This is a genomic window from Mesorhizobium sp. WSM4898 (assembly GCF_029625845.1).
In the GTDB taxonomy this organism is placed as follows: domain Bacteria; phylum Pseudomonadota; class Alphaproteobacteria; order Rhizobiales; family Rhizobiaceae; genus Mesorhizobium.
The window spans coordinates 375,300-397,267 of the sequence record NZ_JARTVQ010000003.1 but is presented as its reverse complement, the minus strand read 5'-3'; the positions used below and the strand labels follow the sequence as shown (position 1 = coordinate 397,267).

The following is a 21,968-nucleotide window of genomic DNA, read 5'->3' as shown; positions in this document are numbered from 1 at the left end:
GCCTCGATTTGGTATGACGGATTGGGTTGGCCGACGCGTATCGCTCTGACTGTGGCCGCCGGCGCGCTCGTCCTGCTCCTGATTTCCCGATTCTTCCGGCGGCGGTCACATGCATTCCAGGCAATCAGTGGCGACCTCAATCAACGGACCCGGCCGGCGCGTATGCTGGGCTATGTTTCATCGATTGTCTTCGTCGGCGGCGTCGCCGTGTGGTCCAGCGTCGCGCTTCTGGCAAGTGCCGTCGTCGCCGATGGCGTCGTCAGCCCCGAAGGCTATCGCAAGACGGTCCAGCACCTTGAAGGCGGCATTATCGGCGCGATTCATGTCAAGGAGGGCGATAAGGTCGGCGTCGGAGAGGTCCTCATCAGCTTGAAGACTACGGAGGCGCAGGGCCGCTACGACGAGTTGCAGGGGCGCTATATCCGCCTGCTGGCAACCGAGGCGCGCCTTGTCGCGGAGCTTGCCGGCCAGAATCGGGTCGCCTTCCCCAAGGAGCTGACCTCGATCGACAGCGAGCTGGGGCGAAACGTGGTCGCCGAAGAGCAGGCGCTGCTCGACAGCCGCCTCGCGACCCGCGACGGGCGCACGCAGATCCTCAACAAGCGCATCGCGCAGATTGAGGAGCAAAGTGCGGGATCAAGAGACGTGATCGCCGCAGAGACCGAGCAACTCAGGCTGATCGACCAGGAGATCGCTTCCGCCCAAGAGCTTTACAAAAAGGGGCTGGAGCGCTTGCCGCGGATATTGGCGCTGCTGCGCTCCCAGGCCGATATCCGCGCCAACCAAGCGTCAAACCGGGCTCAAGTGGCCCGCAACGATCAGGAGATCGGCGAAACCCAGTTCCAACTCCTCAACCTGCGCCAGCAGGACAGTGAGAGCGCCAACGAGGATCTCGCCAAGGTGCGCACCGACCTGGCCGAATTGCGCAGCCAATTGCCCTCGCGCCAGGATGTGCTGGCCAGGACCGACATCGTCGCGCCGATTGCGGGAACGGTGATGAATTTTCGCGTAACGACCGAATCCGGCGTGATCGCCAGCGGCCAGCCGCTTCTCGATATCGTGCCCAACGAGCCCAATCTGGTCATCGATTCACGCATCAAGACCACGGATATCGATGTGGTGCATCCAGACATGCCCGCCCGCGTGGTGTTGACGGCCTATCCGAGCAGGCATCTGCCGCAGATCCACGGTCTGCTCACCTCGGTGTCGGCCGATCGGCTGACGGATGAGAAGACCGGCGAGCCCTATTTCCTCGCCAAGGTCAAGGTCGACGCGGCCGATCTCGAAGAACTGCACGACGTCCGTCTATCGCCCGGCATGCCGGCGGAAGTGATGATTCTGACCGGGGAGCACACTTTGCTCGACTACATGCTGGCCCCGGTGGAAGCCTCCCTCACACGCTCTTTCAGGGAGAATTGAAACGAAGCAACTCGTGCCAGTAAGCACACAACACCACCGAGACGTCGGCCTCAGGCCGACGTCTCATGCTGCCGAAGGATTCGAACGTGCTAGCGCCTTAGAGCGTAGACATTGTCCATCGAAACGCCACCCAGAGGCAGCGCCATCTCGTCGTCGAGAATCCGAGTGATGCGGGCAAAGCCGACAAAAGCCTTTCTCGCCTCCTCAGCCGACATCTTGCCAGCCGTAGCTGCCGAGCAGCAATTCACGGCGCATTGATAAACGGGGCCGCGCCTCCCCGTTGGCCACTTCCGCAGGAACACCATCGCTTCGGAGACGCTGTCGACTTCCTCCAAGGGGTATCCCTGCCCACGCGCGATCCGCACTGGGGTAAAGAAATGCAAGCGATCCATCACTATCCTCCCGGTCGACCGCAAAGCGGCCGAACCCGCATAAACGCATGTCCAGGGATTTGGTTCCACACAATTTTGGTTGCTGGTCGAAAAAGTTCGGAACCGGACAGGGCGCGATTGGCAAGCCGACTCAAGTAAAGGCGATTCCTGTTTTGGCGCGACGAGAAGCGCGATTCTCATTGAATGACTTTAAGGCCAAAGCCGGCAAATGGATTGCTTGTAGGTTCCCCAGCGTCAGGCTTACCCTCACCAGTTAACGCGGGGACGCCGCGTTTTGCAAAAGGGGACAGTTGCAATGACTATACAAGGCGCTTCGCCGGACCTCTACAACGAGGATCTGGCTCCGGCAACAGTCAGGAACTGGGGGCCGTTTTCAATCTTCAACGTCTGGACTTCCGACGTCCACAGCCTCTGGGGCTATTATCTCGCCGCGAGCCTTTTTCTGTTCTGCGGCGGCTTCGTCAACTTCATCATCGCCATCGGCATCGGCTCGCTGATCATCTACTTCCTGATGAACCTTGTCGGCTATGCCGGCGTGAAGACTGGCGTTCCCTACCCCGTGCTTGCGCGCGCCTCCTTCGGCATCTGGGGTGCCAACATTCCGGCGCTGGTGCGCGCCGTCGTCGCCTGCTTCTGGTATGGCGCCCAGACGGCCGCCGCGTCGGGCGCAATCGTCGCGCTGCTGACGCGGCTGCAGTGGTTCGACGAATTCAACCGGACCTCGCATCTGCTCGGCCATTCCACCCTGGAGGTGATCTGCTTCGTCGTCATATGGGCGCTGCAGCTTTTGATCATCCAGAAGGGTATGGAAACGGTGCGGCGCTTCCAGGACTGGGCCGGACCCGCCGTTTGGGTGATGATGCTGATCCTGGCGATCTATCTCTGCGTCAAGTCGGGCACCTTCGCCTTCACCAGCGATATTCCGATGGACGTGCTGCTCGACAAGACCAAGGATGCCGGCGTGCCAGGCGAGCCGGGTTCGTGGACCGCGCTGTTCGCGGTGGCGGCAATCTGGGTAACCTACTTTTCGGCGCTCTACCTCAACTTCTGCGACTTCGCCCGCTACGCGCCCAACAACGCGGCGCTGCGCAAGGGCAACATCTGGGGCCTGCCGGTCAACCTGATCCTGTTCTCGCTGGTCGCCGGCGTCACCACGATCGCCGCCTACGACGTCTATCACGAGGTGCTGCTCCACCCCGACCAGATCTCGGCCAAATTCGACAGCTGGTTCCTGGCGGCGCTTGCCGCGCTGACCTTCGCGGTGGCGACCCTGGGCATCAACGTCGTGGCGAACTTCGTCTCGCCGGCCTTCGACTTCTCCAACGTCTTCCCGCGTCAGATCGACTTCAAGAAGGGCGGCTATATCGCGGCGCTGATCGCGCTGGTGCTCTATCCGTTTGCGCCGTGGGAAGGCAGCGCTGCCTCCTTCGTCAACATCATCGGCGCGACGATGGGGCCGATCTTCGGCGTGATGATGGTCGACTATTATCTGATCCGTAAGGGCGAGGTCGACGTCAACGCGCTCTACCGCGAAGATGGCGAGTTTCGCTTCCAGGGCGGCTGGCACGTCAACGCCTTCATCGCCGCCGGCATCGGCGCGATCTTCTCCTCGATCCTGCCCAACTTCACCAACTGGCTGCCGTCCTGGTGGGGCGTCTATGGCTGGTTCTTCGGGGTCGCGATCGCGGGCGCCGTCTACTATGTGCTGCGCACAATGGCGCTCGGCGCCGGCGCACGCATGGCCAAGGCTTAACACAGTCGGGGCGGCGAAAGCCGCCCCATTTGCTTCGTCTCACTTGCCTACCATCTCGGGCCAGCCAATGCGGGGTCCTTGCGCTCGAAAAAGTTGCGTCAGGGCAGTTCGACCTCGGGCTCAATGATGTAATGGTAGGATCCATTTCTTCAGGAGAGACAGCGACCACGTCCTTGCCTGTTGAGTCTACATAGCTGTCCGTAACAGCAAAGCCCGCCAGAAGCTGGTCGTCCGTGAAAGGATATCAGGAACCGAATTCGTGGGAGTAAGACGCGATAGCCAACCTTGCCAAATCCGCGTTGTCATATAGACCGACCTCGTAGTCCCCAGTGCGGGCCAAACAGTCCATCAACATCGGAAGAGTAAAACACTTTGTCCTCGAGCACGCATTGAAGGAGCGCGACCCTGCGATCAGGAACTTAGCTTTTGGTCAGTTGAAACACCGGATCCTGCGATCCGCCCGCTGCCCGCCGAACACCGGCAAAGGCGACGAGAAACGGCAGGGTTGAGCTTGCGAGCACGTGCCTTCGTGTCACCGGAACGGTGGAAGTCTCCGATACTTTCGGAAGATTCCCGCTTTTCGCTTCGGACCAATATTTTCGAAGTCGAACATCGCCATTCTCCAAGCCGCGGAGCACCATTTTGCTGGCACTAACGCCGGCCAGGCGAGTTCTGCCAAAGCGCTCCACGCCCAGCGACAAACCTTGGCTCCGGACCTTATCTTATCGTATCTTTGCCTCGGAACGGAGCTTACGCGGAGGGCGCAGGTTGGAGAGGCGAGTTCCCGTCCGGGTTGAAAATGTTCGTTTATACGAACTTGCGCTCGCAAATCAACGCCGGCGGTGTGCACTCCCCAAGAGCTCCAAAACGCCCTGCGCTCGACTTTTCGATCCTTGACTGCTCACCATGATGTTCGTTCGACCTTTTTCTAAATGTGGAGAATGGCAATGGAAGAGAATGGGTTTCGTCTGATCGTCCGCTGCATCGGTTCCGTCGCCCTGTTTGCTTTTTCCTCCCAATATGCATTCGCAGCCGATAGCGCGCGATGCGTTGCGAACATCGAAAAAGTGATTGCCGATGGGTCGGTTCCGGCCAAGGCAACGCCGCTGCCCTCGAAGCTCAGCGCGAAGCTTGACGCTGCGGTTCGATCCGCGCTGCCCAAGACGGCGGCACCGGGTGTCATCGTCGGCGTGGTGACACCTTCCGGAATATGGAAGGCGGCGTATGGCAAGGCCGACCCTTCCGCCGGCACACCCATGGCTGTGGGGATGCACACGCGCATCGGTTCAGTTACCAAGACATTCACCGGCACAGCGATCATGCAGCTGGCCGAAGCTGGGAAGCTGTCGCTTGACGACAAGATCCAGAAATACGTACCCGGCATCCCCAATGGCGATCGGATCACGCTCCGCCAGCTCGCCGATATGACCAGCGGCATTGCGAGCTATACCCAAAGTGCAAAATTCCAAGATGTCTTGTTCTCCAAGCCTCAAACGATCTTCACGCCCAAGGAGCTGGTGGCCATCGGCGTGGCTGAATCGCCTCTCTTCGAGCCCGGAGCCTCGTTCAACTATTCGAACACCAACACTATCCTGCTCGGCATGGTCATGGAGCAGGTTACTGGAAAGACCGTCGGCGAGGTTTTCAAGGAGCAGATCTTTGATCCGCTGAAGCTCAAGAACACGTCCTGGCCGGGTGACTCGGTGGATATGCCGGTGCCCTATGCTCAGGGCTTTACCCTGCAGGGGGATTTTGCCAAGCCGGATGCACCAAGCAACGCGACGAACTGGAACCCATCCTGGGGATGGACTGCAGGGGAACTGATTTCCAATATCGACGATTTGCTGGTTTATGCTCGGGCACTGGGCACCGGGAACGGCTTGCTGGGGGCAGCTGCGCAGAAGGAGCGGCTGACCTTCCCGGGCGCGGCCGGCTACGGGATCGGCGTCGGTTGCATCGGCGGCTGGGTGGGCCATACGGGCGAACTGCCAGGCTACAACACGACCTTGTTTTACAAGGCAGGTGCGGACATAGCCGCCGTGGTCCAGACCAACAGCGACATTGCTTCCGGCGATTGCAAGGCGGAGCCGACGCTGACCGACGATCCACGCGACACGGTCTGCTCTTCGCCTGCAACGCGTGTATTTGTTGCGGTTTCAGAGGCTCTTGGCCAGCCGTATACGCCGCCCAACCCCCACTGAATGCCCGATAAGAGCCGAGACGGCTCGACAACTTTGCAGCGGCTCACCCGTTGTGAGCCGCTCCGTCTCCTCGTTTGAAGCACGGCGGAACTCTGTGTCGGGCTTTCCCGGCATCGCTCTAATATGAACCGATGAGTTGCAACAGGAATCGCGTGCCGGTATGGCCAGCTCTTGGCTGTCTTGGAACGGTATTGCGATTATCGCCCCCGCATTGAGGTGCTGTCCGAAAGAAGCTTGCCATCCCTACCCCGGCCGAGCCCAGTTCTTCTTCGGTGTAATCCACGCCCGTGTCGTGCTAGGCACTTGTAAGCGTGGCTGAGATTTACTTACAAACTCACGATGCCCCCTGACATGTAGACTTGAGCAAACCTTATCAAATCTCCCGTTTTGCGCCAGCTTCTCGAAACGAGAATCATCTCCAGATTGCGTGCAGGTGTTTCTCAGCGGCCTTTCATCGGAACGGTCGCCTGCCTCAGATTTCGGTGAACGATCGAGGAATCGGATTCGCCCTGCTCCGGCGCGGAGGGTTGAGACTTGAGTAGTCGGGGCGGCGAAAGCCACCCTTATTTCAACCTATTTGGCGACCATCTCGGACAGTCTGCGCACCGTGTTCCAGTTGCGCGATGTGCCGATCCCCATGCGCTTGTGGTTTGCTGCGGCGAGCAGCCGCGAGCTTGGCCGCTCGCGCGAAAAGACGACCCAAATATCGCCGTCGACCGTCAGCACCTTCTCGTCCGCGGCGGCATAGGCTGTAAGAGCCGCTGCGGCTTCTTCCGGCGCCGGCCGGCGCATCACCCGCACCGCGACCTGATCGCCGGCTTTTGCCGATTCGTCCGGGAACGGATTGGCGGCAGCAAGCTTCAGCCAGTCTTCTGCGCCGCGCACGATGATATCGACATGGCGGCCGAAAGTCTCTTCGAAGGCCTTTTCCAGCCGCCGTTCGAGACCGGAAACGCTGGCCGTCCGCGCCTCGAAGACCAGATTACCCGTGGCGACCAGCGTGCGGACGTTTTTCAGCCCGATGGCTTCGGCCATCGCCTTGAGCTCGGACATGACAACGCGCCGCCCCTCGCCCAGGATGATGCTGTAGAGCAGCGCGACGTAAGTTCGCATGGTCGCCGGCCGATCGTTCAGACCAGCCGCGACTGCTCCACCGCCGCTTCGATGAAGCTTGCAAACAGCGGGTGCGGCTCGAGCGGGCGGCTCTTCAGTTCAGGGTGGTACTGCACGCCGATGAACCAGGGATGGTCGGGATATTCCACCGTCTCCGGCAGCACCCCGTCTGGCGACATGCCGGCAAAGACCAGGCCACAATCCTCAAGCCGCTGCTTGTAGTCGATGTTCACCTCGTAGCGGTGCCGGTGGCGCTCGGAGATCTGCGTGTCGCCGTAGATCTCGGCGATCTTCGACCCCTTGGCGAGGTCGGCTTGATAAGCGCCGAGGCGCATGGTGCCGCCGAGATCGCCGGTAGCCCTGCGCTTCTCCAGCATGTTGCCCTTCAGCCATTCCGTCATCAGGCCGACGACCGGCTCCTCGGTCGGGCCGAATTCGGTGGAAGAGGCATGCTCGACGCCGGCGAGCGACCGCGCAGCCTCGATGCAGGCCATCTGCATGCCGAAGCAGATGCCGAAGTAAGGCACCTTGCGCTCGCGCGCGAACTTCGCGGCCAGGATCTTGCCCTCGGAGCCGCGCTCGCCGAAACCGCCGGGAACGAGAATGCCGTGCACCTTCTCCAACCACGGCGTCGGGTCTTCCTTCTCGAAGATCTCGCTCTCGATCCAGTCAAGCTTGACCTTGACGCGGTTGGCAAGCCCGCCATGCGACAGCGCCTCGATCAGCGATTTGTAGGCGTCCTTGAGGCCGGTGTATTTGCCGACGACGGCAATCGTCACCTCGCCTTCCGGATTGTGGATGCGGCTGGAGAGCGCCTGCCACGGCTCCATCCGCGGCTTCGGCGCCGGATCGATGCCGAAGGCTGCAAGCACCTCGGAATCCAGCCCTTCCTTGTGATACGCCATCGGCACGTCGTAGATGTGCGGCACGTCGAGCGCCTGGATGACGGCGCTCTCGCGCACATTGCAGAACAGCGAAAGCTTGCGGCGCTCTTCCTTGGGGATCGGCCGGTCGGCGCGCACCAGAAGGATGTCGGGCGCGATGCCGATGCCGCGCAATTCCTTGACAGAATGCTGCGTCGGCTTGGTCTTCAATTCGCCGGCGGTAGGGATGTACGGCATCAGGGTGAGATGCACATAGACCGCGTTGTTGCGCGGCAGGTCGTTGCCGAGCTGGCGAATCGCCTCTAGGAACGGCATCGCCTCGATGTCGCCGACAGTGCCGCCGATCTCGCACAGCACAAAGTCGTAATCGTCATTGCCTTCAAGGACGAAATGCTTGATCTCGTCGGTGACGTGCGGGATCACCTGCACGGTCGCGCCGAGATAGTCGCCACGCCGCTCGCGCTCGATGATGTTCTTGTAGATGCGGCCGGTGGTGATGTTGTCCTGCTGGTTGGCCGAGCGGCCGGTAAAACGCTCATAGTGGCCGAGATCGAGATCGGTCTCAGCGCCGTCGTCGGTCACGAACACTTCGCCATGCTGATACGGCGACATCGTTCCGGGGTCGACATTGAGGTAGGGATCGAGCTTCTTGATCCGCGCCCGATAGCCACGCGCCTGCAGAAGAGCCCCAAGAGCTGCTGCAGCGATGCCTTTTCCGAGTGAGGAAACCACGCCGCCTGTGATGAATACATATCGCGCCATGGGAGTCATCGCTTAACGCGGCCTGATTGATTCCGCCAGAGAAAAAACCGCCGCGAAGGCTTTTTCCCAGATGGCGCTGTGTCCGGATGGGCATTTCTCTGAAGCATGCCGCCCAAAACTGTGCAGTGGTTTTGGGAGAATGGCAGGCATCAGAACAGAAACTCGAAAGCGCGGCACCAGCGTCTTTTAACGCGACGCGCTTTGATCAAAGAAAAAGGGCCGGTGGTGCCGGCCCTTTCGGCAGTTTGCTTCAACGCGTTAGATAATAACGACCTTGGTGCCGATCTTGACGCGGCTGTAGAGATCCATGACGTGCTCGTTGATCATGCGGAAGCAGCCGTTGGAAGCGCTGGTTCCGATCGACTGCGGTGCAATGGTGCCGTGGATGCGCAGATGCGTGTCCTTCTTGCCGTCATAGAGGTAGATGGCGCGCGCGCCGAGCGGGTTTTCGCCGCCACCGGGCATGCCGTCCTTGTACTGGCCATAGTGCTTCGGCTCGCGCTTCTGCATGTCGAGCGTCGGGATCCAGCGTGGCCATTCCTGCTTGTCGCCGACGGCCACCGTCCCCTTGAACTGCAGGCCTTCACGGCCGACTGCGATGGCGTAGCGGCGCGCGGTGGAAAACGATTCGACGAGGTAGAGGCGGCGAGCAGTCGTGTCGATGACGATCGTCCCGGGCTCATAGCCGGTGAAGGCGACGTCCTGCGGCACGAACTCCGGCTTCACCTTGAACGGCCTCTTGGCATCCTTCTTGGCGAGCGCCGAATCAAGCGCGCGGGTCTCCGGCAGATAGTTGATCGAGGTCACCGAGGAACCGCCGAACAGGCCGGCGAACAGGCCGCCGCTGCTCGCCCGCTTCTGGCCGGGTTGTTCGCTTCGCAACTCACCGTTGTTGCCGGTGGCCGTGATGTTCATCGCCTCGGCCGGGATCGGCTCCTCGGCCTGGAGCGAGGCGATCGGCGCCACGGGCGTGAGCGGTTCGATGATCTTGACGGTCTTCTTCCCGGGCATCGCATCAGCCACTTCGGCCGGCGCGGCCGAACCCTTCTTGGAGAGCCATTCCTGACGCGCCGCATCTGCCTTGGCCTTGGCCGCCTCACGCATCGCCAGCTTGCGGGCTTCGAGCGCCTTTTGCTTGGCCGCTTCCTTGTCGGCAGCGATCTTGGCCTCGAGCTTTTCGATCTGCGCGAGGTCGTCCGGAGTCGGGTTTTTCTTCTTCTTGAGAAGCCTCAGCTGCGATGCGTCGCTCTTGGCGGCGACGGGAATTGCGTCGGTCTTCTCTACCGACGGCGAAGCGGCCAGATTTGCCGGTGAGGCAAAGGCCGCGGAGCCCATGCCGAATACGGCACAGAATCCCAAAAGGATGAAGCTGCGAAGCTGCATGGCGAAGATCCGATTTTCTATGCTAGTTGCCCAACGGCGTCGCCCGGCGCCCCCCAAGGACGCCGAAAAGTGCCGCGCGCAATCTATAATCGATTAGCCAGCGCGCCCTCAAGCTGAGCGACGCGTTACATTTGGTTGAATCTTCGTGATCGAGCGGCATTTGCCGCGACTGTGTTCAAAGAACAACAGATCGCGGCAGCAATGCTTGTCCGGCTACTGGTTCGGAACCTGCGGGGTGACCGGCAAGGTAACGCCGTTCGCGGCCGGCGGCGTGGTCGGATTCGCGGGCGCCGGTGTTGCGGGAGCAGTGGCCGGGGCCGTGGTGGTGCCGCCATTCGACAGCGGCGTCGTGGTTGTCGTTCCGCCCGACGGGGCGGCCGGCGCGGTGCCGCCAGCCGGCGCCGCCGGCTGCGAGCTGCCCACCGGACCGGTGGCGCCCGGCAATTGGTTGAGCACACCCTTGCCGGCATTGCCCGAGGTCGAAGCCGGTGCCCTGTCGAGGATGTCGATCGGCTTCTCGCCGTAGCGGGCAAGGATGGAGAGCGCGAGCGAGGTCACGAAGAAAGCCGCGGCCAGGATCGCAGTCGCGCGGGTAAGCGCGTTGGCTGCGCCCCGCGCCGTCATGAAACCGGAACCGCCACCAATGCCGAGACCGCCGCCTTCGGAGCGCTGCAGCAGCACCACGCCGACAAGGGCGAGCACGACCATAAGATGAACGACGATCAGTACCGTTTCCATAATTTATCCTGGCGAGGCCTTGCGCGGCCGCGCATACGACCGGTGATTTGGAGGCGGCTCCTTACAATGCTTTGGCGGCATTTCCAAGCCCGTGGCCGGGAATATGGGGAGCAATGCGGCCATTGCAACGATTTGGGCCGCGCCCCTGCCGCCGTCTGCGGCTATGACATGTGCATATAGGCTTCGGCAATGGCGAGGAAGTAGGCCGCCTTCAGGCTTGCGCCGCCGACCAGCGCGCCATCGACATTCTCGACGCCGAGCAGCTCCACAGCATTGGACGGCTTGACCGAACCGCCATAGAGAATGCGCATTCTGGCCGCGGCATCGCCGAGCAGCGCCGTCAGCTTGCCACGGATATGGGCATGCGCCTCGGCGACGTCGGCCGCGGTCGGCGTCAGGCCGGTGCCGATGGCCCAGACGGGCTCGTAAGCGATGATGGTGTTGGCGGCGGTGGCGCTCGCCGGCACGGAACCGTCGAGCTGCCGCGACAGGACATCGAGCGTCGCGCCGGCTTCACGCTCGGCGCGCGTCTCGCCGATGCAGATGATGGCCACCAGCCCTGCCCGCCAGGCGGCCGAAGCCTTGGCATTGACGATCGCATCGTCGTCGCCGCATTGCTCGCGCCGCTCGGAGTGGCCGACGATGACATGGCTTGCGCCGGCATCCTTCAGCATCTCGGCCGAAATCTCACCCGTATAGGCGCCGCTCTCCTTGGGGTGGCAATCCTCGCCGCCGGCGCGAACCGGTGTCCGCGAAAGGATCTCTGCGGCCTGGTGAAGCAAGGTGGCCGGAACGCAGACCAGGGCTTCCGTCTCCGCATCGAGGCCGCTCATGAAGCCGTTGCCGATCATCCTCAACTCGTTGAGCGAGGCGCTGGTGCCGTTCATTTTCCAGTTGCCGGCAACGAGCGGACGGATTCCAGGGGTCATGGCGTCGAGTTCTCCAGGCAACATAAGGCAGCGCCCTCACTACCAAAATCGGGCCACAAAGCAATCGACAGTGGGCCGGAAGGACGCTATTGCGCTTGTTTCAGAGTCGGCGCATGCGAAAATGCGCAAAGATCGGAAGTGGGCATGCTTGGTATTTTGAGAAGCGCGGCGGGCACCTGGGTCGCGAAAGCTTTGCTGTCCTTGCTGGTGGTGAGCTTTGCCGTCTGGGGTATTTCCGGGCGCCTGTCGGGAAGCTTGGCTGGCCATCATTCGGTGATTACCGCCGGCGGCACCACGGTTTCGATCAACGAATACCGCCTCGCCTACGATCGCCAGATCAACCTGCTGTCGCAGCAATATGGCCAGCGCATCACGCATGAACAGGCTAAGCTGCTCGGCCTCGACAACCAGGTCCTGGCGCAGCTCGTCTCCGGCGCCGTTCTCGACGAGCTGGCTCGCAAGCTCGGGCTTGGCCTTTCCAAGGACCGGCTGGCCGAGCTGACGCGCGAGGATCCGGCCTTCAAGGGTCCAGGCGGCCAGTTCGACCGCAGGACCTTCGAATATCTGCTGAGCCAGATCGGCATGCGACCCGAGGACTATCTGAAGAACCGCTCGCAGGTGGCGGTCCGCCAGCAGATCGTCGAGGCGATTTCCGACGGCCTCAAGGCGCCGCAGACCTTCCTGAAGGCGGTCGCACTCTATCGCGGAGAGGACCGCACGATCGACTATCTCGTCCTGCCGAAGACACTCGTCCAGCCGATCGAGGCGCCGTCCGACAGCGCGCTGAAAACCTATTTCGAAGCCAACAAGAAGAACTACGCCGCGCCGGAATACCGCAAATTCTCCTATATCCGGCTTGAGCCGCAGGACATCATGGACCCGACGGCGGTCACCGATCAGCAGGTCGCTGACGACTACAACAAGAACAAGGCGCGCTATACGACGCCCGAAATGCGCACCATCGAACAGCTGGTGTTCAAGACGCCGGACGCGGCCAAGGCGGCATTTGACTCCCTGAAGGCCGGCGCCACCTTCGACAAGATCGTCACCGCAGAGGGCAAGACGCAGGCCGACACCGTGCTCGGCACGCTGGCAAAGGACAAGATCGCCGACAAGGCGGTGGCCGACGCAGCCTTCTCGCTCAACGTCAACGAGGTCAGCCCGGTGGTTCAGGGCGCCTTCGGCCCGGTGCTCTTGCGCGTCACCGAGATCAAGCCGCAGGTGGTGAAGCCGCTTTCGGAAGTGTCCGACCAGATCCGCAAGGATCTTGCGCTCGGCGAGGCAAGCCGCGTCCTGCTCGACGTCCACGACAGCTACGAGGACACCCGCGCTTCCGGTGCCTCGCTTGCCCAGGCGGCCGACAAGCTAAAGCTCAAGGTCGTCACCATCGACGCCATCGACCGCACCGGCCAGCGGCCGGACGGCACGATCGTCAACGACCTGCCGCAATCGGCGGACCTCATCAAGGCCGTCTTCGAGGCCGAGCCGAACACCGAGAATGAAGGCCTGACCACTGCCGCCAACGGCTTCGTTTTCTATGAAGTCCAGTCGATCACGCCGGCGCGCGACCGAACGCTGGACGAGGTTCGCCAGAAGGTGGTGGCCGACTGGACCGCGGCCGAGACCGACAAGCGGCTCACCGCCAAGGCCGGGGAGTTGGAAAAGCGCCTCAAGGCCGGTGCGACGCTCGACGTGATCGCGGGCGAGCTTAAGCTCGAGAAGCAGACCAAGCGCGGCCTGAAGCGCGAAGCCGACGATGCCGATTTCGGCAACGAGGGCGCGGCGGCCATGTTCGGCGTCGGCGAAGGCAGCACGGGCCTGATCCCCTCGCCCACCGGCGACGGCCAGATCCTGTTCAAGGTTGCCGAAGTCTTCGAACCTGCCGGTGCCGATGGCAGCTCTGTCCCGGAAGACGCGCAGAAATCTTTCAGCGCCGGCATATCCGACGACCTGCTCGATCAGCTGGTGGCGCAGCTGCAGTCGCAATATGACGTTCGTATCGATCCGGCCGCCGTTTCCCAAGCACAGACACGATGAGCGCGCTTAAGACATATATCGCCAAGGTCGCGACCGGCACCGCGCTCTCCTTTGAGGAAGCGCGCGAGGCCTTCGACATCATCATGTCGGGCGACGCGACGCCGGGGCAGATCGGTGGCTTCCTGATGGCGTTGCGCGTGCGCGGCGAAGCCGTGAGCGAGATCTCCGGCGCGGTCGCCACGATGCGCGCCAAGATGCTCCGCGTCGAAGCCCCGCGCGGCGCCATCGACATCGTCGGCACCGGCGGCGACAATTCGCACTCGGTGAACATTTCGACCGGATCGGCATTCGTCATCGCCGCCGCGGGTGTTCCGGTGGCCAAGCACGGCAATCGCGGCCTGTCCTCGCTGACCGGCGCGGCGGATGTGCTGATGGCCCTCGGCGTCAAGGTCGACATCGCACCGGAGACGATCGGCCGCTGCATCCAGGAGGCCGGCGTCGGCTTCATGTTCGCGCCAGCGCATCATCCGGCGATGAAGCATGTCGGTCCTGTCCGGGGCGAGCTCGGCACGCGCACCATCTTCAATCTGCTCGGGCCGCTGTCGAATCCAGCCGGCGTCGGCCGGCAGATGGTTGGCGTCTTCCTGCCCGAATGGATCATGCCGGTGGCTGAGACGCTGAAGGCGCTGGGTACCGATCATGCCTGGATCGTGCACGGCGACGGTTATGACGAGATCACCACCACGGGCGAGACGCAGGTCGCAGAGCTCGCCGGCGGCGAGATCCGCACCTTTACCCTCACTCCGGAAGCGGTCGGACTGAAGCGGCATAACAAAGAGGATCTGCGCGGCGGCGAAGCGGCCTACAATGCCAAGGCATTGCGCGATATGCTGGGCGGCGCTGCCGGCGCTTATCGCGACACCGTGCTGATGAATGCCGGCGCCGGGCTGGTGGTGGCCGGCAAGGCGACGACGCTCGGCGATGGCACCGAGGCAGCAGCGCAGGCCATCGACAGCGGCCGGGCGCTCGCGGTGCTCGACAAGCTCATCGAGATTTCGAACGGTTAGAATTTTGTCCGATATCCTGCGCAAGATAGAAGCCTACAAGCGCGATGAGATCGCCGCCGCAAAGCTCAGCGCGCCGCTTGCCGAGGTCAAGGCGAAGGCCAAGGATGCGGAACCCCCGCGCAGCTTCCTTGCGGCGCTTGAGGCCAAGCGGAAGGCCGGCGGCTTCGCGCTGATTGCGGAGATCAAGAAGGCCAGCCCTTCCAGGGGCTTGATCCGCGCCGACTTCGACCCGCCGGCGCTCGCGAGGGCCTATCAACAAGGCGGTGCTGCCTGTCTTTCGGTGCTGACCGACGCACCGTCCTTCCAGGGCGCGCCCGGCTTTCTGACCGCAGCGCGCGCCGCCGTTAGCCTGCCCGCCCTGCGCAAGGATTTCCTCTTCGACCCGTATCAGGTTCATGAAGCCCGCGCCTGGGGCGCGGACGCGATCCTCATCATCATGGCGAGCGTCGACGACGCCTTGGCCAGTGAATTGGAAGCCACGGCCTTCGATCTCGGCATGGACGCGCTGGTCGAGGTGCATGACGAACAGGAGATGGAACGCGCGCTTCGCCTCTCGTCGCGGCTGATCGGCATCAACAACCGCGATTTGAGAACCTTCGAAACCAGCCTCGACGTTTCCGAGCGGCTTGCCGCCATGGTCCCGGACGACCGGCTGCTGGTCAGCGAGAGCGGCATCTTCACCCATCAGGACTGCCGGCGGCTGGAAAAGAACAAGATCGGCACCTTCCTCGTTGGCGAAAGCCTGATGCGGCAGGCCGACGTGGCCGCCGCGACCGCCCTTCTGCTGACGGGCAAGGCGCCGGCCGAGGCCGTTTGAGGATGCCCGCGCTTACGCATCTCGGCGCCAAGGGCGAAGCCAACATGGTCGATGTCGGCGGCAAGGCCGAGACGACGCGCACGGCCATCGCCGAAGGGTATGTCACCATGCAGCCGGAAACGCTGGAGATGATCCTGGCCGGCGACGCCAAGAAAGGCGACGTGCTGGGCACGGCGCGCATCGCCGGCATCATGGCGGCCAAGAAGACGCATGAGCTCATCCCGCTTTGCCATCCCCTCCTTCTCACCAAGGTTGCCGTCGAGATCGAGCCCGATCGCGCGCTTCCCGGCCTGAGGGTCACCGCGCTTGCCAGGGTTACCGGCAAGACCGGGGTCGAAATGGAGGCGCTGACCGCGGCGTCGGTTGCCTGCCTCACCATCTACGACATGGCCAAGGCAGCGGACCGCGCCATGGCGATTTCCGGCATCAGGCTGGTCGAGAAAGCCGGCGGCAAGTCGGGCGACTACAAGGTAGGTCCTTAGCATGGCTTTGCTTCCGGTCGCCGAGGCGCTCCAACGCCTGTTGGACGGCGCGACCGCGCTGCCAGGCGAAAGCGTGCCGCTGGCCGACGCGTCCGGCCGGGTGCTGGCCGACCCCGTGGTGGCTCTGCGCACCCAGCCGCCCTTCAATGCGTCGGCGATGGACGGCTATGCCGTGCGGGCCGCCGACGTAGCCTCGGCGCCGGCGCGGCTCTCCGTGATCGGCATGGCGCCCGCCGGGCGTGGCTTCACCGGCTCTGTCGGCAAGGGCGAGGCCGTGCGCATCTTCACCGGCGCGCCGCTCCCCGAAGGCGCCGATACCATCGTTATCCAGGAGAATGTCCGCGATCTCGGCGGCGGCGGCATCGAAGTGACCGAGCCGACCGTGGAGGGACGAAACGTCCGTCGCCGCGGCCTCGACTTCTGCGAGGGCGACCTGCTCCTCGAAAAAGGCCGCCAGCTCGATCCGGCGGCGCTTTCGCTGGCGGCATCGGCCAACCATCCGAGTCTCAACGTGGTGCGGCAGCCGCTGCTCGCCATCATCGCCACCGGCGATGAATTGCTGCCGCCGGGCAGCGCGCTCGGCCCCGACCAGATCATCTCGTCGAATGCCTGTGGCGTCACAGCTACGGCCCAGTCGGTCGGCGCGCGCGCGCTCGACCTCGGCATTGCCGCCGACCGCAAGGACGCGATCGCGGCCCTGGTCAAGAAGGCGGTCAAGGCCGGCGCCGACGTCATCGTCACGCTTGGCGGCGCCTCCGTCGGCGACCACGACTTGATCCATGACGTGCTGACCGGCGAAGGCATGCAGCTCGACTTCTGGAAGATCGCCATGCGTCCCGGCAAGCCGCTGATGTTTGGCCGGCTCGGCGACATTCGCTGCATCGGCCTGCCCGGCAATCCGGTCGCAAGCCTGGTCTGCTCGCAGCTGTTCCTGAAGCCGCTTCTGGCGCGGCTGGGCGGCCGGTCCTGCCGTCAGGAAATCCGCACGGCCCGGTTAGGCGTCGCAATGCACGCCAACGATCTCAGGCAGGACTATGTGCGCGCCGTGGTCCGCGAAGATGCGGGGGGGTTGATCGCAACACCGTTCGGCATCCAGGATTCCTCGATGTTGAGGATGCTCGCCGATGCCAATGGCCTGATCGTGCGCCAACCCTTCGCACCGGCGGCTGAAGCCGGCGAGGAATGCAGCGTTCTGATGTTACGCTGAACAAAACGTCAACACATTCACTAAACTTTAAACGGTTGCGGAACACAACTGGAACAGATAGTGTTTGTTCTGGGTTTGTTTTTCTGATTCTGGTTTCAGAACCCATGGGGGCCGCCATGCTGACGCGCAAACAACATGAACTGCTGATGTTCATCCATGAACGGCTCAAGGAAAGCGGCATTCCGCCGTCTTTCGATGAGATGAAGGAAGCGCTCGACCTTGCCTCGAAATCGGGCATCCACCGCCTGATCACGGCGCTGGAGGAGCGCGGTTTCATTCGCCGGCTTCCGAACCGGGCGCGTGCCCTTGAAGTGCTGCGCCTACCTGACTCGATCGCGCCCGGCCTCAATGCGGCGAAGAAGTTCTCGCCGAGCGTCATCCAGGGCGGCCAAGGCAATCTCGGCCGCCAGATCAAACCCGCGGCGCCCGCCCGCACGCCGACGCCCAGCAATGACGACGACGCCGTTTCAGCCGTCTCCATCCCGGTGATGGGTCGCATTGCCGCCGGCGTGCCGATCGACGCCATCCAGCACCAGACGCATTCGATCACAGTGCCGCCGGACATGATCGCGGGCGGCGAGCACTACGCGCTCGAGGTCAAAGGCGATTCGATGATCGAGGCCGGCATCTTCGACGGCGACACGGTCATCATCCGCAACGCCAGCACTGCGAGCCCCGGGGAGATCGTCGTGGCGCTGGTCGATGACGAGGAGGCGACGCTGAAGCGCTTCCGCCGCAAGGGCGCCTCCATCGCGCTCGAGGCTGCCAATCCGGCCTATGAGACGCGCATCTTCGGTCCCGATCGCGTGAAGGTTCAGGGCAAGCTCGTCGGGCTCATCCGCCGCTACTGAGGGGCTGCGGCTTGGCTTCCGGCTTCTCGGGCTTCTTGTAAGGCGCCAACCCCCTCGCCTCACGCGAGTATCGCCGCTGTTCGTGCCAAGGGCGGTACGGTTTTTCGACGGCGTATTGAATGGTTGCTCGCGCCGTCGCCGATTGCGGATCGAAGAAGACAGCGCCGCTGCCGTCGCGCGCGAGCTGCCGCTTGGTGACGACGAGAATACGTGGATCGCGGCAGGGATTGTAGGCCGTGGCGTCGTTGATGACGATGAGGTCTGCGAAGTCGCAGGCAGGCCGGGCTGCTTCGCGGTTCTCGGCGAGCGCGACGATCGCGCCCGATGGATGCCGGCCAATGCAGAGGTCGCCCGTGCAGTAAAAGGGCGATCCAGGCGGCAGGTCGACGGGATCGGCCAAGTCCAGTGTGCCCTTGGCGAATGTCTCCGGCGGCACGATCGTTTCGGCCTTGAGCGCGCGTTTCCAGTTATCGGTGGTGAACTCGTTCGAGCGGGCACGATTGATGGCGAGTTCGCCGCCGCCGATCGGCATCGCCACCAGATGCGCGTCCTCCGAGATCAGCAGGTCCGGCGTGCGCACCTGCGGGATGATCATGACGGCCGCGGCAGCGAAAGGAATTGCGGCCAGCCTGAGCCACGTAGTCGCCATCGTGGCGATGACGAGCGCGATCGTCGCCAGCAGCACCGAATGGATCGAGATCAGGCCCACGGCATCGACCGGCGACCACTCCGAAATCCACGCCGAGATCGCGATCATCGCCGCTAGGCCCTTGCCCATCAAATAGAGGAAGGGCCCGTCGAAGCCGAACGGCATCATGACCGCGCTGGCGACGGCGAGAAACATCACGATCGTGACGATCGGCATGATCGCGAGATTGGCCAGCAGGCTGAGCGGCGAGACGCGCTGGAAATGCCAGATGGCAAACAGCGCCGTGGCACTTCCGGCAATGATCGACGTCATTGCGGCGCCACCTGCTCCGACTGCCAGTTTGTGCGACATGAACCGCAGGAACGAACGCTTTTCCGGCGGCGCTCTCACCTTGCCGGCGCGGTAGTCGGACCAGCCGGCATAGGCGCCGACAAGGGCGGCGGTTGCCGCGAACGACATCTGAAAGCTCGGGCCAACCACTTCATGCGGCGACACCAGGATGACGGCGATGGCCGAGATCGCCAAGTTGCGCATCGTCAGCGCGGCGCGGTCGAAAAGCACGGCGATCAGCATGACGGCCAGCATGATGAAGCTTCGCTCGGCGGCGACCACCACGCCGGAGATGACGAGATAGGCGGCGATCGACATAAGCGCGATTGCCGCGGCATATTTCTTCACCGGCCGGCGTGACGAAAAATCCGGGAACAGCGCAAAGGCGCCGCGCAGCAGAAGCATGACCGTGCCGGCGACCAGCGCCATGTGCAGGCCCGAAATCGAGATGATGTGATAGATGCCGGTCCGCCGCATCGCCTCGTTGATGTCCTCCGGAATGCCGGCGCGCACGCCGACGATCAGTGCGGCGGCAATTTCGCCTTCGGGTCCGCCGACGGTGCTTCTGATGTGGTCGGCAATGTTTTCGCGCGTGTTCTCGATGGCCGAGGCGATGCTCGTCTGAGCGATCGGGTCGGTTGGCGGAATGAGTTTCGGGTCGCCGAGGAAAAATCCGCTGCCGCCGATGCCGGAAAAATAGCTGTCGAAGGAAAAATCATAGCTTTCGGGACGGACCGGCCCGGTCGGCGGCAGGAGCCGCGCGTAACCCGTCACCAGCGATCCGGCCTTCATGCCGGCCGGGATCCTGCGTGCCGAGAGCCTGACGCGATCCGGTGCGTAGCGCAGCTTTGGATGCGCGGTCGAGAGGAGATCGATGGTCAGCCTGACGCGGCCATTGGCCATTTCCTCGGCGATGACGACGCGGCCTGTCAGCCGCGTCTGGATTTCGGAGCCGAGCATCGGTGTAGCGGCGCGCCAGGTCTCGACCTTCGCGGCGACGAAGCCCAGCGCGCAAAACAGCGCCGCCATAAAGACCAGGTGTGTCTTCAGCCAGGGACGCGAAACCGCCGCGCATAGAGCCATCAGCGCCACCGCCGCCAGCGGTCTGTAAAGATCCGGCTCGGCGCTCAAGGAATAATAGAGTATCACGCCGGCGGCCAGGAACACCGGCACCAGGAGGAAGCCGATGCCGCGGTCGAGCTCGGTGGAGGCTGCCTCGGCCACACCCCGGCGAATCGCGGAAAACGAGGCACGGCGGAACCGCCTGCGGATCAAGTCGATCGCTGCCGGCGGAGGCGGCTTCACGACGGCGTCGCCGTCCGAAATCTCGGTGGCCGGACGCGGCACGGGAACCCAAACCGGTACTGCCTCAGCAGGCACGGTGTCGGCAAACAGCAGGCGCTCGCTCACGCCAGCCGTCGTCTTCTCGCCATCCTCCGCACCCCGGCCACGTCCAGCCATCGGGTCTGCCCCTTGCGCCCCAGACCTCCTATGCTACATGAACGCCCACCGCGCGAAAGTCCGCGCAATCATGCCCGCTTCAGAGCTTCTTCCGAGAGTTCCATGTCCGACAAGGTCGTCACCCGCTTTGCCCCCTCGCCCACCGGCTATCTGCACATCGGCGGGGCGCGCACGGCGCTGTTCAACTGGCTCTACGCCAGGCACACGGGCGGCACGATGCTGCTGCGCATCGAGGACACTGACCGCGAGCGCTCCACCGAAGCGGCGACAGCCGCTATCCTGGACGGGCTGACCTGGCTCGGCCTCTCATGGGACGGCGAGGCCGTGTCGCAGTTCGAGCGAGCGCCGCGCCACCGTGAGGTGGCAGAGGAGCTCGTACGGCTGGGCAAGGCCTATTACAGCTATGAGACGCCTGCCGAGCTGGAGGCGATGCGCGAGGCGGCGCGGGCCAACGGGCTGCCGCCGCGCTACAATGGCCAGTGGCGCGACCGCGACCCCTCCGAGGCGCCTCCCGGCGTCAAGGGCGCCATCCGCATCAAGGCGCCGACCGAAGGAGAGACCGTCGTGCACGACCGCGTACAGGGCGAGGTGCGATTCCCGAACAAGGACCTCGACGACTTCATCATCCTGCGCTCGGACGGCAACCCGACCTACATGCATGCCGTCGTCGTCGACGATCACGATATGGGCGTCACCCACATCATCCGCGGCGACGATCACCTGACCAACGCCGCGCGCCAGACCGTAATCTACAACGCCATGGGCTGGACCGTGCCGTCGATGTCGCACATCCCGCTGATCCATGGTGCCGACGGCGCCAAGCTGTCGAAGCGCCACGGCGCGCTCGGCGTCGAGGCTTATCGCGCCATGGGCTATCTGCCGGAGGCCCTGCTCAACTATCTGGCCAGGCTCGGCTGGAGCCACGGCGACGACGAGGTGATGTCGATCAAGGATATGATCTCCTGGTTCGACATCGCCGACGTCAACAAGGGCGCCGCCCGGTTCGACTTCGCCAAGCTCGAGGCGCTGAACGGCGTCCATATGCGCAAGATGGACGACAAGGCGCTATTTGATATTCTCGTAGCCACCCTGCCCTATCTCGAGGGTGGCCCGGCGCTTGCGGCCAAGCTCGACGACAGGCGCCAGGCACAGCTGCTTGCTGCCATGCCGGGCCTCAAGGAGCGGGCAAAGACGTTGGTCGAGCTCGTCGATGGAGCCGGCTTCCTGTTCGCCGAGCGGCCCTTGCAGCTCGACGAAAGGGCTGCGGGGTTGCTTGGCAGCGACGCCCGCGCCATTTTGCGCGGTACCCATGCCGCGCTCGCCGCGATCTCCAGCGAATGGAGCGCCGCAACCGCGGAAGCCGCTATTCGCGACTTTGCGCAGGCCGGCGGCCATAAGCTCGGCGCCGTGGCCCAACCGCTGAGAGCCGCGCTCACCGGCCGCAGCACCTCGCCCGGCGTGTTCGATGTACTCGCCGTGCTCGGCCGTGAGGAGAGCCTGGCGCGGGTTGCGGATCAAATCGATTAGGAGCGAACTGGCCCAAGAAGATTGGC

Annotated in this window: 18 protein-coding genes; 10 read left to right on the top strand and 8 right to left on the bottom strand. The window is 63.4% G+C overall.

The window, feature by feature from the left end; genetic code table 11:
- Nucleotides 1-51: 51 nt before the first annotated feature.
- Nucleotides 52-1,419, top strand: coding sequence for an HlyD family type I secretion periplasmic adaptor subunit (locus P9228_RS16620; RefSeq protein ID WP_278054377.1), 1,368 nt, complete (start codon nucleotides 52-54; stop codon nucleotides 1,417-1,419).
- A gap of 89 nt (nucleotides 1,420-1,508) precedes the next feature.
- Here P9228_RS16620 and P9228_RS16615 read toward each other — a convergent pair whose 3' ends face one another.
- Nucleotides 1,509-1,811, bottom strand: coding sequence for a DUF982 domain-containing protein (locus P9228_RS16615; protein WP_278054376.1), 303 nt, complete (start codon nucleotides 1,809-1,811; stop codon nucleotides 1,509-1,511).
- A 295-nt stretch (nucleotides 1,812-2,106) separates the two neighbouring features.
- On the opposite strand from P9228_RS16615, the gene P9228_RS16610 reads away from it, so the two are divergent.
- A complete protein-coding gene (locus P9228_RS16610) occupies nucleotides 2,107-3,564 on the top strand; it encodes an NCS1 family nucleobase:cation symporter-1 (protein WP_067319942.1) in 1,458 nt (485 codons plus the stop codon).
- Between the two features lie 419 nt (nucleotides 3,565-3,983).
- Here the strand turns inward: P9228_RS16610 and P9228_RS16605 are convergent, their stop codons facing one another.
- The gene (locus P9228_RS16605) at nucleotides 3,984-4,265 is read right to left on the bottom strand and encodes a hypothetical protein (protein WP_127217328.1); all 282 of its coding nucleotides are present in this window, start codon (nucleotides 4,263-4,265) and stop codon (nucleotides 3,984-3,986) included.
- 246 nt (nucleotides 4,266-4,511) lie between these two features.
- Between P9228_RS16605 and P9228_RS16600 the strand changes: the two genes are divergently transcribed.
- The gene (locus tag P9228_RS16600) at nucleotides 4,512-5,765 is read left to right on the top strand and encodes a serine hydrolase domain-containing protein (protein WP_095825380.1); all 1,254 of its coding nucleotides are present in this window, start codon (nucleotides 4,512-4,514) and stop codon (nucleotides 5,763-5,765) included.
- 573 nt (nucleotides 5,766-6,338) lie between these two features.
- Here P9228_RS16600 and P9228_RS16595 read toward each other — a convergent pair.
- The 5 genes from P9228_RS16595 to tpiA form a co-directional block, all read right to left on the bottom strand.
- Nucleotides 6,339-6,878, bottom strand: coding sequence for a DUF1697 domain-containing protein (locus tag P9228_RS16595; protein ID WP_067319938.1), 540 nt, complete (start codon nucleotides 6,876-6,878; stop codon nucleotides 6,339-6,341).
- 17 nt (nucleotides 6,879-6,895) lie between these two features.
- The gene (locus P9228_RS16590; protein WP_082953678.1) at nucleotides 6,896-8,533 is read right to left on the bottom strand and encodes a CTP synthase; all 1,638 of its coding nucleotides are present in this window, start codon (nucleotides 8,531-8,533) and stop codon (nucleotides 6,896-6,898) included.
- Between the two features lie 249 nt (nucleotides 8,534-8,782).
- A complete protein-coding gene (locus tag P9228_RS16585; protein WP_278054375.1) occupies nucleotides 8,783-9,907 on the bottom strand; it encodes a L,D-transpeptidase in 1,125 nt (374 codons plus the stop codon).
- Nucleotides 9,908-10,120: 213 nt separating this feature from the next.
- A complete protein-coding gene (gene secG, locus P9228_RS16580; protein ID WP_095825378.1) occupies nucleotides 10,121-10,645 on the bottom strand; it encodes a preprotein translocase subunit SecG in 525 nt (174 codons plus the stop codon).
- 161 nt (nucleotides 10,646-10,806) lie between these two features.
- On the bottom strand, nucleotides 10,807-11,574 hold the full coding sequence (tpiA, locus tag P9228_RS16575) for a triose-phosphate isomerase (protein ID WP_278054374.1): 768 nt from the start codon (nucleotides 11,572-11,574) through the stop codon (nucleotides 10,807-10,809).
- Between the two features lie 144 nt (nucleotides 11,575-11,718).
- Between tpiA and P9228_RS16570 the strand changes: the two genes are divergently transcribed.
- The 6 genes from P9228_RS16570 (at nucleotide 11,719) to lexA (ending at nucleotide 17,975) form a co-directional block, all read left to right on the top strand.
- On the top strand, nucleotides 11,719-13,611 hold the full coding sequence (locus tag P9228_RS16570; protein ID WP_278054373.1) for a peptidyl-prolyl cis-trans isomerase: 1,893 nt from the start codon (nucleotides 11,719-11,721) through the stop codon (nucleotides 13,609-13,611).
- Nucleotides 13,608-14,618, top strand: a complete 1,011-nt coding sequence (gene trpD / locus P9228_RS16565) for an anthranilate phosphoribosyltransferase (protein WP_278054372.1) — start codon at nucleotides 13,608-13,610, stop codon at nucleotides 14,616-14,618. The genes P9228_RS16570 and trpD overlap by 4 nt, the downstream gene beginning before the upstream one ends.
- Nucleotide 14,619: 1 nt before the next feature.
- Nucleotides 14,620-15,435 (top strand): indole-3-glycerol phosphate synthase TrpC, encoded by an 816-nt coding sequence (gene trpC, locus P9228_RS16560; protein ID WP_278054942.1) that lies wholly within the window; start codon nucleotides 14,620-14,622, stop codon nucleotides 15,433-15,435.
- Between the two features lie 2 nt (nucleotides 15,436-15,437).
- Entirely contained in the window at nucleotides 15,438-15,917 is a 480-nt protein-coding gene (gene moaC, locus P9228_RS16555; protein ID WP_278054371.1) for a cyclic pyranopterin monophosphate synthase MoaC, read from the top strand.
- Nucleotide 15,918: 1 nt separating this feature from the next.
- Nucleotides 15,919-17,124: a gephyrin-like molybdotransferase Glp gene (gene glp / locus P9228_RS16550; RefSeq protein WP_278054369.1), complete on the top strand. Its 1,206-nt coding sequence runs from the start codon at nucleotides 15,919-15,921 to the stop codon at nucleotides 17,122-17,124.
- A 116-nt stretch (nucleotides 17,125-17,240) separates the two neighbouring features.
- Entirely contained in the window at nucleotides 17,241-17,975 is a 735-nt protein-coding gene (lexA, locus tag P9228_RS16545; protein ID WP_066992799.1) for a transcriptional repressor LexA, read from the top strand.
- Here the strand turns inward: lexA and P9228_RS16540 are convergent.
- Complete coding sequence (locus P9228_RS16540; protein ID WP_278054367.1) at nucleotides 17,959-20,415, bottom strand: ComEC/Rec2 family competence protein; 2,457 nt, start codon at nucleotides 20,413-20,415, stop codon at nucleotides 17,959-17,961. The two genes, lexA and P9228_RS16540, sit on opposite strands and share 17 nt — an antisense overlap.
- 102 nt (nucleotides 20,416-20,517) lie before the next feature.
- Between P9228_RS16540 and gltX the strand changes: the two genes are divergently transcribed.
- Complete coding sequence (gene gltX, locus P9228_RS16535) at nucleotides 20,518-21,942, top strand: glutamate--tRNA ligase (RefSeq protein WP_278054365.1); 1,425 nt, start codon at nucleotides 20,518-20,520, stop codon at nucleotides 21,940-21,942.
- Nucleotides 21,943-21,968: the final 26 nt, after the last annotated feature.